Here is a 14,270-nt window from a genome sequence, read left to right on the forward strand (position 1 = left end):
CTTCAATTTTAAATATAATTTCAATTAAAGCAGCAGGGATATCAAAAAATATACTATATTTAACACTGTATTGAATAGCGGGTAAAGTGTAGTCAACTATAGAAAAAAATTTTAAATTAGTAACTTCTTTAAAAATTAACGACTGGGGTCCCTATGATTACCACCGCGATTTTAATTTAACATATCCCACACAGTTTTCATTAGATCTATCTACTTCTTTAGGAAAACCAGATTGGTTTGTTTTACCCGATACAAAAATAGGTATTATGGGAATCTTTAGAACATTAGATGAATATTCACCTAGATATACGCTAAATCAAACAGTTTCTGAAACAAACCCTACTATTAGTTCATTAGGACTAGCAAACGGAAATGAATGGGAAATTAGAACGTATATACACATAAACATAGGAAAATAATTTAATAATTTAAAAATGAAAAATATAAAAAATAATTGTTTAAAGTATAGCCTACTTATAACCATAGTTGTTTTTGCAAATGTTAGTTGTGAAAGAGAATTGTCTGAGGATGCCATTCTGTCAACCTATCCAAAAACAGCAGAAGTTTATATTGATGGTTTTAGTGCAGGCTTAAGTTATGGCGCTTTTGCAGGATCAAAATACACTGCTTTCAATATTGATACTAATGAAAAATATGCAGGATCATCTTCTATGCGTATTGATGTGCCTAGTGAAAATGACCCTGAAGGTAATTTTGCAGGAGGTGTATATATTGATGATATAGGTAGAAATTTAACCGATTATGATGCCTTAACTTTTTGGGTAAAAGGTTCGCAAGCGGCTACCATAAATGAAGTTGGTTTTGGAAATGATTTTAATGAAAACAAATATAATGTATCTCTAAAAAATGTTTCTATAGATACAAATTGGAAAAAAGTAATTATTCCTATTCCAAATGCATCAAAATTAATCCAGGAAAAAGGAATGTTTTGGTATGCAGAAGGACCAGAAAACGGATTAGGTTATACCTTTTGGATGGATAACGTACAGTATGAAAAATTAGGAACAATAACAGATGGACAAGCTTCTATTTTAAATGGAAACGATAAAGTTGAAACTTCTTTTATAGGGGTAAGTTCAACAATAGATGGTGTTGTTGCTTCGTTTAATTTGGCTAATGGTATCAGTAAAACGGTTACTATAAGTCCAGCTTATTTAGAATTTTCTTCTTCAAACACTGCTGTTGCCTCAGTAACAAATACAGGAGTTGTAACAACTGTAGGAACTGGAACGGCAACTATTACAGCAACTTTTGAAGGTCAAACTGTCGACGGTAGTCTTACAATAAATTCTTTAGGTACATTTTTGTCTGCACCAACCCCAACGCACAATCCTGCAAATGTAATTTCAATATTTTCAGATGCCTATGCTAATGTTCCTGTTAACTACTACAATGGCTATTGGGCACCTTGGCAAACATCTTTGTCCGATGATTTTTCTGTTAATGGAGATCACATTTTACAATATACTATTTTTAATTTTGCAGGAATCGAATTTAGTACGCCAACTGTAAACGCTTCTGCTATGACACATTTTCATTTGGACGCCTTTATTCCAGGCCCTATAGCATCGGGTCGACAACTACGCCTAATTGTTGTTGATTTTGGACCTGATGGAACTTTTAATGGTGGAGATGACACAAGGCATTCAACCACATTTATAGCTCCATTTTTAGTTTCACAAAACTGGATATCTATTGATATACCTTTTTTAGCTATGCCTAATTTATTAAGCAGATCACATGTAGCTCAAATTATATTAGAAGGTGGTGATGGCTCTAATATTTATATAGATAACATCTATTTTCATAATTAATTTAAAAACGTTTTTAACCAAATAACAACCATTAATTTCAATAAATTTAAAAACAACAATGGATATTGTAACAATACAAGGAGAAAAATATTTTAAAATAGCCAATAATGATTCTATTCGACCATTTTTTATGAGCATAGTTAGTGATTCCAATCATTGGATGTTTATTTCTAGCAATGGTGGTTTAACTGCTGGTAGAAAAAATGCAGAATTTGCGCTTTTTCCATATTATACTGATGATAAAATCACTGAATTTGCAGATGTAACAGGAAGTAAAACTATTTTTCAAGTTAAAAAAGACAATCAATCTCTAGTTTGGGAACCTTTTTCGGAACGATTTACAGGTAAATTTGTAACAAAAAGAAATTTATACAAAAATTTTTATGGTAATAAAGTAATTTTTGAAGAAGTAAACGAAGACTTACAACTAACGTTTCGTTATCATTGGAACTCTAGTGATACTTATGGATTTGTTAGAAAATCTGAAATCATAAACCATTCGCTTGATAAACAAGAAGTTTCTGTTTTAGATGGTATTCAAAATATTATTCCTTATGGTGTAAATAGCGATTTGCAAAACTCAACCAGTAACTTGGTGGATGCCTATAAAAGAAATGAATTACATGAGCAAAGTGGCTTAGGTATTTTTGCATTAAGTGCTATTATAGTTGATAGAGCTGAACCTAGTGAAGCTTTAAAAGCTAATTTTGCATGGTCTTTAGGGTTAGAAAACGCCAATTATTTAGTTTCATCTTTGCAAGTTTCTAATTTTAGAAAAAATCAAAAAGTAACTACAGAAAATGACATTAAAGGTGAAAAGGGAGCTTATTTTTTAAATGCAGACATAATTTTAGAAGCTAATTCTCAAAAAAATTGGATGATAATAGCCAATGTAAACCAAGATCACTCAAGCATTGTAAAAATCATCAATACCATTAAAAACGTAAAAGACATTGAAGATCTCATCAATCAAAATATTGAATTAGGCACAAAAAAACTAATTGAATTAAATGCTTCTTCTGATGCTTTGCAAGTTACTGCAGATAATTTAAGAGATACAAGACATTTCTCAAACACACTTTTCAACATTATGAGAGGTGGAATTTTTGATTGTAATTATCAAATTGAAAAAACAGATTTTAGCAATTACATCAAAAAAGCAAATAAATTAGTTTTTGAAAAAATTAAGCTTAATAATTTATCAGATACTTTTACTTTAGAGGAGTTAAATGATTTTGCATCCAAACAAAAAGAGGTAGATTTTGAACGATTATGTTTAGAATATTTACCCTTAAAATTTAGTAGAAGACACGGCGATCCTAGTCGCCCTTGGAACAAGTTTTCTATCAATACACAAAGTGAAATTGACGGGGCAAAAATATTAGATTACGAAGGAAATTGGAGGGATATTTTTCAAAATTGGGAAGCATTAGCCCATTCGTATCCTAATTTTATTGACAGCATGATTCATAAGTTTCTAAATGCATCTACTTTTGACGGCTACAACCCTTATAGGGTTACAAAAGATGGTTTTGATTGGGAAACTATCGAAGAAGATAATCCTTGGTCTTATATTGGATATTGGGGTGATCATCAAATTATTTATTTACTGAAGTTTTTAGAATTTATTGAAAAACACCAACCTGGTAAATTAAATTCTTACTTTGAAAACGAATGTTTTGTTTATGCAGCAGTTCCTTATACCATTAAACCTTATGAAGATATTTTAAAAAATCCAAAAGATACTATTGGTTATAACTATGAATGGGAAAAAGTAATCAACGAAAGAAAACAAGCTATTGGAGCAGATGGAGCATTATTAAAAAGTAATGATAAAACTATTTATCACGTTAATTTTATTGAAAAAATATTGGCTACTGTTTTATCAAAAATGTCAAATTTTATTCCTGAAGCCGGAATTTGGTTAAACACACAAAGACCAGAATGGAATGACGCTAACAATGCTTTAGTGGGCAATGGAGTTTCAATGGTTACACTATATTATTTAAGAAGATTTTTAAAATTCTTTGAACAATTATTAGAAAACTCAACATTAGAAAATATTAAAATTTCTAATGAAATGGTAGAATTTTACCATAAGATTAGAGAAACATTATTAGAAAATCAACATTTACTTTTAAAACCTATTGATGATAAATCCCGAAAAGATATTGTTGATAAATTAGCAAGTGCCGCGTCAGATTATCGTTACCAAATTTATAATAGTGGTTTTTGGGGTAAAAAACGTACCCATTCTATGGCTGGTTTAAAAGCATTTACTAAAATAAGTTTAGCTTTTATAGAACATTCCATTAAAGCAAATCAAAGACAAGACAGATTATATAATGCTTATAATTTAATGTCTGTTAAAAATAATACTGAAGTTTCAATTTCTTATTTAAGTGAAATGCTTGAAGGACAAGTTGCAGTACTAAGCTCAGGCTTTTTATCTTCTAAGAAAAATTTAAAAGTACTAGATGCTTTAAAAAAGAGTAAACTTTTTAGAGAAGATCAATACAGTTACTTATTATATCCAAATAAACAATTACCCAGTTTTTTAGAGAAAAATACAATTCCTAAAGAATCTGTTGCAAATTCAAAATTACTGTCTTTATTAGTTTCTAATAATAACAAACTGATTATAGAAAAAGATAGTATTGGAGATTATCATTTTAATGGAAATTTTAATAATGCAAGTTATTTAAAAAAGGCTTTAGAAGATTTAAGCCAACAAAAAGAATACAAAGATTTAGTTGTAAAAGAAGCTAAAACTGTAGAAATTATTTTTGAAGAAGTCTTTAATCACAAAGCATTTACAGGTCGTTCGGGTACGTTTTATGGTTATGAAGGGCTGGGTTCTATTTATTGGCACATGGTTTCAAAACTTCAATTAGCTGTTCAAGAATGTTGTATAAAAGCAGTTGAAGAAAATGAATCACCAAAAACTATAGGAAGGCTTTTAGAACATTATTATGAAATAAATGAAGGTATTGGTGTACACAAATCACCATCATTGTATGGTGCTTTTCCAACAGATGCTTATTCACACACACCAGCAGGAAAAGGAGCTCAGCAGCCAGGAATGACAGGTCAAGTAAAAGAAGATATTTTGAGTCGTTTTGGTGAATTAGGTGTTTTTGTAAAAAAAGGATGTTTATATTTTAATCCTTGTTTGTTGCGTAAAAATGAATTTTTAACTCAATCAAAAATATTTAATTATGTAACCATAGATTTTATACATAAATCTTTAGAATTACATAAAAACTCATTGGCATTTACCTATTGTCAAACTCCAATTATTTACAAATTTGGATCAGAATTATACATTGAAATATTTAATAACGATGGTTCTATACAAAAATTAGATTCATTGCTTATGGATAAAAAAACAAGCCAACAAGTTTTTGGCAGAACAGGAACAATCAATCATATAGAAGTACACATTTTAGAAAGTCATTTAAAATAATAATGAAACAACCAAGCAACTTATTTTCTTATAAATCCCTTAAAATAATATTTTTAGGATTACTAATGTGTTTAAGTTCATCATGTAAAAAACAAACTCAAAAAACAATTACAAACCATAAAGTAGTGACCGCAAAAGATATTCTAGGAAACCCCAATTATCAAGCCATTTGTTATGGTGGTTATAGAAAAAATTCAAGAGAAATTCAACCTACAGTAGCACAATTAAAAGAAGATTTACTGATTTTAGCTGCTATGAATATAAAGGTTGTTCGTACTTATAATGTCCATTTAGCGCATGCTTCTAATGTGTTGAAAGCAATTTCTGAATTAAAGAAACAAGATCCAAATTTTGAAATGTATGTAATGTTAGGCGCCTGGATAGATTGCCAAAATGCATGGACAGATTTAGAAAAAAATCATGATGTAGAAAGTAAGAGAAATGCAATTGAAATAGATGAAGCCGTTCGATTGGCAACTAAATACCCCGAAATTGTTAAAATTATTGCGGTTGGAAATGAAGCAATGGTCAAATGGGCAGAAGAATATTTTGTGCAACCTAATGTAATTTTAAAATGGGTCAATCATTTACAACAATTAAAGAAAGACAATAAATTATCAAAAGATTTGTGGATTACTTCTTCCGATGATTTTGCCTCATGGGGTGGCTTAGACGATACTTATAAAATCAAAGATTTAGAAGATTTAGTTAAAGCTGTAGATTATGTTTCGATGCATACCTATCCTTTTCATAACACACATTATAATCCTGAATTTTGGAAAATACCTAATCATCAAAGCAATTTGCCAAAAACAGATTTAACTGATGCAGCAATGAACAGAGCGGTATTATTTGCAAAAAATCAATATAATTCAGTTAAAAAATATGTGCATAGCATTAGTCCAAACAAACCAGTTCATATTGGCGAAACAGGTTGGGCCTCTAGTTCTGATGGTTTTTATGGAAATGAAGGTTCTAAAGCCGCAGACCAATACAAACAAGCATTTTATTATAATGCTATGAGAGAATGGACAAACAAAGAAGAAATATCATGTTTTTTCTTTGAGGCTTTTGATGAACCCTGGAAAGACAGCGGAAATTCTTCGGGTTCTGAAAATCATTTTGGCATCTTAACTGCCTATGGAAAAGCAAAATATGTTTTATGGGATGAAGTTGATAATAGATCGTTTGAAAACTTAAATAGAAATGGAATATCAATTACCAAAACATTTGATGGCAATAAAGAGGAGTTGATGCAATCGGTTTTAACACCACCAAAACAGTAAGCTTATGAGAAAAAACATTAACCCTTTATTTTATATCTTATTATTTTTAACAATGACAAATTGTGATAAAAAAACAGAATCTTTAGCAATGGAAGTTTTTGAAACTTCTGCTTCTGGAAATGCTTTAACAAAAGTTACGGAATTTGCAAAAGCGGATTCATTGATATCGATACAATTAAATACAGATGAAAAATTTCAAACCATAACTGGTTTTGGAGGCTCTTTTACAGAAGCTTCTGCCTCTTTACTCAATCGTTTGAGTGCAGCAAATCGCAAAAAAGTTTTGGACGCTTATTTTAGTGAACAAGGGGCTAATTATTCGCTAACTCGTACACATATAGCTTCTTGCGATTTTTCATTAAGTAATTACACCTATGCTAAAGTAGAAAATGACATGACTTTAGAGCATTTTACTATACAAGATGATAAAGACGATTTAATTCCAATGATTTTGGATGCAAAAGCCATTTCAAAAGATGGTTTTAATATAATAGCTTCACCTTGGTCTTGTCCTCCTTGGATGAAAGACAATAAAAGTTACCTTGGTGGAAAATTATTACCAGAATACAATGATGTTTTTGCCTTGTACTTTACAAAATATTTAGAGGCTTATAAAAATGAAGGTATAAATATTTGGGGACTAACAGTTATTAACGAGCCTCACGGAAACGGTAATAATTGGGAAAGTACGCATTTTTCTCCAAAAGAAATGACTGACTTTGTACAAAATCATTTAGGTCCAAAATTAGAAAAAAAGGGTTGGGGTAATACTAAAATATTAGGCTACGACCAAAACCGAGCTGGAATAAAAGAATGGGCTGATGAAATGTACAAAGATGAAAGATCTTCTAAATACTTTGCAGGAATGGCTGTTCATTGGTATGAAAGTACTTATGAAGTTTTCCCAGAAGATTTACAATATGCTCATAATAAAGCACCAAACAAGCACCTAATTGAAACAGAAGGTTGCATTGATTCTGAAATTCCGCATTGGCAAGATGATGCTTGGTATTGGAAAAAAGAAGCAACAGATTGGGGTTGGGATTGGGCAAGTGAAAAAGACAAATACTTACATCCAAAATATGCTCCAGTAAATCGTTATGCTAATGACATCATAGGTTGTTTAAATAATCATGTTGACGGTTGGATAGATTGGAATATGGTTTTAGATCGTCAAGGTGGACCAAATTGGTTTAAAAACTGGTGTGTTGCTCCAGTACTAGTTGACCCTGAAAAAGACGAAGTTTACTTTACGCCTTTATATTATACGATGGCACATTTTAGCAAATTTATGCGCCCTGATGCAGTTAAAATAGGCTGTTCAATAAACTCTAAAGAAGTAGTTTCAACAGCAGTAAAAAATCCTGATGGAAGTATAGCGGTTGCAATTTTTAATCCAACAGAAACCAATTATTCAGTTGAAATAAAATTAAATAATAAAAAAAGTATCATTACAATTCCTGCAAAAGCTTTGCAAACGGTTGTGATAAAATAATTTAAAATATTAAAATATGTCAAATACTACTTCAAGTGGAAAAGTACTAATGGGTCAAAAGATAGCTTTTGGGCTTGGCATGTTAGCCAATCAAATGTTTCCCGCTGCATTAGGTATATTTATGGTTGTTTTGGTGCAAAATTTAGGCTTTCCTACTTGGATGTGGGGGATTTTATTTTTTCTTCCACGTGTGTTTGACTCGATAACCGATCCTATAATGGGTTTTATTTCAGATAATACAAAATCTGTATGGGGAAGACGAAGACATTATGTTTTTATAGGTGCTGTTATTATGGGTATTTCATTTGCATTAATGTGGCAACTATACAAAGAAGACACTTTAACTTATAATTTTATTTATTTTTTAATTTGGTCTCTTGTTTTTTATTTAGGTCTTACCATTTTTTCAGTTCCTTACGTAGCTATGGGTTATGAAATGAGCGATGATTTTCATGAACGAACAAATATAATGGCCGTTGCACAATGGATTGGCCAATGGGCTTGGGTAATTGCTCCTTGGTTTTGGGTGGTTATGTATGACCCTACTTGGTTTGATGGTGCAGATGTAGCCACTCGAACTTTAGCAATATGGGTAGCCGTTATATTTGCTATTTTAGCGATGATTCCAGCATTTTTTATAAAAAGTGAATCAACAAAAAATGATGATACTTTAACTCCTTTAACGTTAAAAACGATAGGTAGTAGTATAAAACAAATTATAGAAAATTTTAAAGAAGCTTTCAAAATAAGTGTTTTTAGAAAATTATGTTTTGCAACCTTTTTAATTTTTAATGCTTTTAATACAGTTGCTGGTTTTTCATTCTTTATTGTGGTTTATTATTTATTTAATGGAAATACAACTGCTGCAGGTATTTGGCCAACTTTATTAGGGAGTATTGGTGCATTAGCAACCACTTTTTTGGTAATTCCTATTGTTGCTAAATTATCTAAAAGTCATGGTAAAAAGAATGCTTTTTTAATCTCACAAGGAATCTCTGTTTTTGGATATATACTGTTATGGTTCTTATTTATTCCAGGAAAACCTTATATGTTTCTGTTTGCATTACCATTTTTCTCATTTGGTATTGGAAGTTTGTTTACTCTTATGATGTCTATGACTTCAGATGTTATAGATATTGATGAATTAAATACAGGAAAAAGAAGAGAAGGTGTTTTTGGAGCAATTTATTGGTGGATGGTAAAGTTTGGTTTTGCCATAGCAGGTTTACTAACAGGTGCAATCATGTCAATAGTAGGATTTGTCCCTGATGCAGTTAATTCAGAAGCTTCGGTAACAGGAATTAGATTGTTTTATTCTGGATTACCAATAGTTGGTACTTTAGCAGCAATGTGGATAATGCGTAATTACGATCTTACTGAAGAAAAATCCCAAGAAATTAGTGCCGAATTAGCTAAAAGAAAAGAATCAATGAATAAATCTTCATCATCTTATTTACCAGAAAAACTAAAGTCATTAGTAAAAAATAACACAACATTAAATACCATAAACGGAATTGATTTAAGTAAAATTGATTTTCAAAAAGTAAAATTAAAATATTCCAACATATTAAATACAGGATTGCACGGATTATGTTTTAGTCCTTATGTGGAAGGTCAGCAAGAGGGTGATATTTTATCTGAAAATCAAATTAGAAGAAGAATAGATATTATTAGTTCGCATACTAAATGGATACGTTCATTTTCGTGTACAGAAGGAAATGAATTAATTCCTAAAATTTCACATCAAAAAGGATTAAAAACAATAGTTGGTGCATGGATAAGTGATGACAAAGATAGAAATGAAAAGGAAATTGAATCTTTAATCAAATTAGGACAAACAGGTTTAATTGATATTGCAGCAGTAGGAAATGAAGTTTTACACAGAAATGAAATAACAGAACAAGAACTTTTAGCTTATATAATTAGAGTAAAAAAAGCGTTACCAAATATTCAAGTTAGTTATGTAGATGCTTATTATCAGTTTTTAAAAAGACCAAGTTTAGTTGCAGTTTGTGATCTGCTTTTAGTAAACTTTTATCCATTTTGGGAAGGAGCCAACAATGATTATACAATATCATATTTGCAACACATGATGAAAGTAACACAAAATATTGCTAAAGGAAAGAAAATCATAATTGCAGAAACAGGTTGGCCAAGTAAAGGACAAATTGTAAATGAAGCTATTCCGTCAGAAAGTAACGCAATAAAATATTTTGTTACTTCACAAGAATGGGCAAACAAGAATAATATTGAAATGTTCTATTTCTCTTCTTTTGATGAATCTTGGAAAGTAAAACAAGAAGGAACTGTTGGAACAGCTTGGGGAATTTGGGATATAAATGAAAAATTAAAATTTAACTAGAAACAATTTCTTATGTCATTTAGAAAAGATTATTTAGATTATTCAGAAAATGTAGATTATTCAAATCCTGATTTTGGAGTTGGATTAGATTTTTTTGATAAAACAGAAGAAGAGGTCCAAAATTTATTCAAAAAAACATTTGTACAAGGCATGCACGGACTTTGTTTCAGCATGTATGAAGAAGGCCAACAACCAGGCGATATCATTTCTGAAGAACAAGTGCGTAGAAGAATGAAAGTAATTGCTCCTTATACAAAATGGGTTCGCTCATTTTCATGTACAGAGGGAAACGAACTAGTGCCAATAATTGCAAGAGAATTTGGAATAAAAACACTAGTTGGTGCATGGTTAGGTGATGACATAGAAAAAAATGAAAAAGAAATTGAAGCTTTAATCAAATTAGCTAAAGAAGGTTATGTTGATATTGCTGCCGTAGGAAATGAAGTTATGTATCGCAAAGATATGTCTGAAGACGACTTATTAGGTTTTATTGCAAGAGTTAAAAAAGAAATACCTTCTACAATTCCTGTAGGTTATGTTGATGCTTATTATGAGTTCACTATAAAACCACGAATTACAGAAGCTTGTGACGTTATTTTAACTAATTGTTATCCTTACTGGGAAGGCAGTACTATTGATTATTCATTGGCACACATGAAAAGTATGTATCATCAAGCTAAAAGTGTTGCTAATGGTAAAAAAGTCATCATTACAGAAACGGGCTGGCCAAGTAAAGGCGAAAGTTTTAAAGAATCTCATCCTTCAATTGAAAACGCAATCAAATATTTTATCAATTCGCAATTATGGTCTAAAGACGAAAATATTTCTATCTTCTATTTTTCTTCTTTTGATGAATCATGGAAAGTGGGTGCAGAAGGTGAAGCAGGGGCTTATTGGGGAATTTGGGATAAGAACGAAATATTAAAATTTTAAAAAGACAGTAACAAAATCTGCATAATCATGAAAATCAAAATAAAATTTATACTTATACTTTTAGTTTATAACACAATTTGTTTTTCTCAAGTAGATGTAGTTTATGCTGATTTAGTTTGGTTTGATGAATTTGATTCGGATGGAGCCGTAAACAATTCAAATTGGCATCATCAAACCCAAATACCTGCAGGAGGAAATTGGTATAATGGTGAACAACAGCATTATACAAGTCAACTTACAAACTCTTTTGTAACTGATGGAAGCTTAAATATTGTTGCCATAAAAGAAGCATATGCTTCTCAAGGTGTTATCAAACAATATACTTCAGCACGATTAAATTCTAAATTTGCATTTAAATATGGTAGAATAGATATACGAGCAAAAATCCCTGTCGAACAAGGAACATGGCCAGCTTTATGGATGCTTGGAAAAAACATAAATGAAGATGGTGGTTATTTTGATTCAAATTTTGGCACTTTAGGCTGGCCAGCTTGTGGAGAAATTGATATTATGGAACACGGTATTACTCAAACACAACCTTTTGGTTATGTTCAAAGTGCCATTCATACCCCTTCTTCTTATGGAAGTACTGTCAATTTTGGAGGAACAATAGCATCTAATTTAAACAACACATATCATGTGTATTCTATGAATTGGTCTCCCTTTGAAATTTCTTTTTTGTTAGATGATGTTGTTTTTTATACCTATGACCCTGCTGTAAAAACAGCTAGTAACTGGCCTTTTGATGAAGAACAATATCTTTTACTCAACATTGCTATGGGTGGTGTTGCAGGCTCAATACCATCAAGTTTTACTCAGAGCACAATGATAATTGATTATGTAAGGGTATATCAAAACATATTAGTCGATACTCAAGCTCCTACAGCTTTTACGGCTTCTGTTGGGGCTGTTACAAGTAATTCTGTAAAATTGTTGTTAAACGCCAATGATAATGCTCCAAATGTAGTATATAATATTAATTATGGTGTTGGTTCTACTTCGGTAACTGGAACTTCAGGAATTCAAAAATCTTTAATTATATCTGGTTTAAACCCAATTACAAGTTATACGTTTTCTTGCACAGCTAGTGACTTGGCATCAAATGTTGCGGTTAACAACCCAATTGTATTAAACGCAACTACTTTAGGTTCTGTAGCGTGTTCAGGTACTGATACAGAAGCTCAACAAGGTTCTTTTTCTACAGGCTACAGTTATAATTTTGAAACTATAGGCAACGATGTAAAAATCACCTTTGAACTATTAGATACTGACAAAGTTGGTGTGGTTGGTATTTTATGGAATCAAAGTCCATTTGTTGAAACGTATATGACAAATGTTTCGGGAAACATTTTTACCCATACCATTACAGGTCAAACGATAGGTCAAATCATTAATTATGCCGTTAAATTTGCTTTTGCGGGTGGTTTGTCTGTAACAAAATATTGCTCTTATATTGTAGGAGACAACTGTACATTAGGTGAAAATTATAGTTCTGAATTTGAAAATTTTTCTTTTTTAAACCCAGCTTCAAATTATTTAAACATTGCATCTGATTTCACTATAGATAAAGTAGAGGTATACACGTTAACGGGAAATTTAATTTTGCAAACGACTTCAAATACAAAAAGAGTTAACATAACTAATATCCCTAAGGGGGTTTATTTAATATCTATTTTTTCTGAAGGCAAAAAAAGCATCAAAAAATTGATTATTAATTAAAATCAATAAACAAATCATTCCAACATGTCTTTTTAATTTTAATGATGTATTTGCATTAAATATTTAATTTATATATAAATTTAGTGCGATTAATAGTGTAACAATACATTTTTGTTGTTGTTTTAATTATTTCTATAAGTTTATTTTGGAATTCAGGGATATATTTTATTATATTTGACCCATACAACTAAAAAAACTGATTTGCCTATTCTATAAAAATACTTTTTTTAATAACTTACTTAGTTCCAATTAAAAGGTATTATTATGACAAATAATCAAATAACTGACGCAATATTAGTGCAGCAATATATTGCGGGAAATGAAAAATCGCTTTCCGATTTAATCAACAGGCATCAATCTAGAATATATGGTTATATATATTCAAAATTAAACGATCGTGATTTATGCGATGACATCTTTCAAGATACTTTTATTAAAGTAATCAAAACATTAAAAACTAAAACATATAACGAAGAAGGTAAATTTCTTCCTTGGGTTATGCGTATTGCTCACAATCTTATTATAGATTATTACCGCAAAAACAAAAAAATGCCAATGACTAGAGAAACGGAAGCTTATCCTATTTTCGATTTCATTATAGATAATTCATCATCCGTAGAAGGTCAAATGATTACAGAACAAGTTGAGTTAGACTTAAAAAAATTGATAGAAGAGTTACCCAATGATCAAAAAGAAGTTTTGGTAATGAGAATGTATGAAGATTTAAGCTTCAAAGAAATATCAGAACAAACAGGAGTAAGTATCAATACAGCACTAGGGAGAATGCGATATGCATTATTAAATTTAAGAAAATTAATTAAAAAAAATCAAATTGTATTAACCGATTAATTTGTTTAGTTATGTTTTTAAAAGCCATGTATTAGTTTATATGGCTTTTTTATTTTTTTGTTCTTATTTTTAATACATGCAATAATAAAATTAAATTTTCGTTATTAAAGTAAATTATAAATTTTATGGCAAAAATCTACTCAAAAGAAAAATTATCTTTTTCAAAAATGTACCCTAAGAAAAAAACAATTCAGTTTATTTTAAGTTATTCAGCTGCATTGAAAGTTATTAAAGGAGCTAAAATTTCTTTTGAAATTATTGCTAATTAAAAGATACAACAAAATGTATCGTTTTTTTTATACTTTATTTCAAAATTTGAAATATG

The 14,270-nt window shown here is 30.3% G+C and carries 10 protein-coding genes; all 10 read left to right on the top strand.

The window, feature by feature from the left end; translation table 11 throughout:
• The first annotated feature begins 266 nt into the window (after positions 1 to 266).
• Positions 267 to 419, top strand: coding sequence for a hypothetical protein (locus AABM47_RS02150; RefSeq protein ID WP_338409280.1), 153 nt, complete (start codon positions 267 to 269; stop codon positions 417 to 419).
• Positions 420 to 434: 15 nt separating this feature from the next.
• Positions 435 to 1,835 (top strand): carbohydrate binding domain-containing protein, encoded by a 1,401-nt coding sequence (locus AABM47_RS02155; RefSeq protein WP_338409281.1) that lies wholly within the window; start codon positions 435 to 437, stop codon positions 1,833 to 1,835.
• A 58-nt stretch (positions 1,836 to 1,893) separates the two neighbouring features.
• On the top strand, positions 1,894 to 5,301 hold the full coding sequence (locus tag AABM47_RS02160; protein WP_338409282.1) for a hypothetical protein: 3,408 nt from the start codon (positions 1,894 to 1,896) through the stop codon (positions 5,299 to 5,301).
• A 2-nt stretch (positions 5,302 to 5,303) separates the two neighbouring features.
• Positions 5,304 to 6,587: a glycosyl hydrolase family 17 gene (locus AABM47_RS02165; RefSeq protein ID WP_338409283.1), complete on the top strand. Its 1,284-nt coding sequence runs from the start codon at positions 5,304 to 5,306 to the stop codon at positions 6,585 to 6,587.
• Positions 6,588 to 6,591: 4 nt separating this feature from the next.
• Positions 6,592 to 8,082 carry a glycoside hydrolase family 30 protein gene (locus AABM47_RS02170; RefSeq protein WP_338409284.1) on the top strand — a complete coding sequence of 497 codons (1,491 nt, stop codon included), beginning with the start codon at positions 6,592 to 6,594 and terminating at the stop codon, positions 8,080 to 8,082.
• 16 nt (positions 8,083 to 8,098) lie between these two features.
• Complete coding sequence (locus tag AABM47_RS02175) at positions 8,099 to 10,444, top strand: MFS transporter (RefSeq protein WP_338409285.1); 2,346 nt, start codon at positions 8,099 to 8,101, stop codon at positions 10,442 to 10,444.
• A 12-nt stretch (positions 10,445 to 10,456) separates the two neighbouring features.
• Complete coding sequence (locus AABM47_RS02180) at positions 10,457 to 11,377, top strand: glycosyl hydrolase family 17 protein (RefSeq protein ID WP_338409286.1); 921 nt, start codon at positions 10,457 to 10,459, stop codon at positions 11,375 to 11,377.
• Between the two features lie 27 nt (positions 11,378 to 11,404).
• Complete coding sequence (locus tag AABM47_RS02185) at positions 11,405 to 13,096, top strand: family 16 glycosylhydrolase (RefSeq protein ID WP_338409287.1); 1,692 nt, start codon at positions 11,405 to 11,407, stop codon at positions 13,094 to 13,096.
• 264 nt (positions 13,097 to 13,360) lie between these two features.
• Positions 13,361 to 13,945, top strand: coding sequence for a sigma-70 family RNA polymerase sigma factor (locus AABM47_RS02190; RefSeq protein ID WP_338409288.1), 585 nt, complete (start codon positions 13,361 to 13,363; stop codon positions 13,943 to 13,945).
• 125 nt (positions 13,946 to 14,070) lie between these two features.
• On the top strand, positions 14,071 to 14,214 hold the full coding sequence (locus AABM47_RS02195) for a hypothetical protein (protein WP_338409289.1): 144 nt from the start codon (positions 14,071 to 14,073) through the stop codon (positions 14,212 to 14,214).
• Positions 14,215 to 14,270: the final 56 nt, after the last annotated feature.

Origin of the sequence: uncultured Flavobacterium sp. (assembly GCF_963925415.1) — a bacterium.
Lineage (GTDB): Bacteria > Bacteroidota > Bacteroidia > Flavobacteriales > Flavobacteriaceae > Flavobacterium.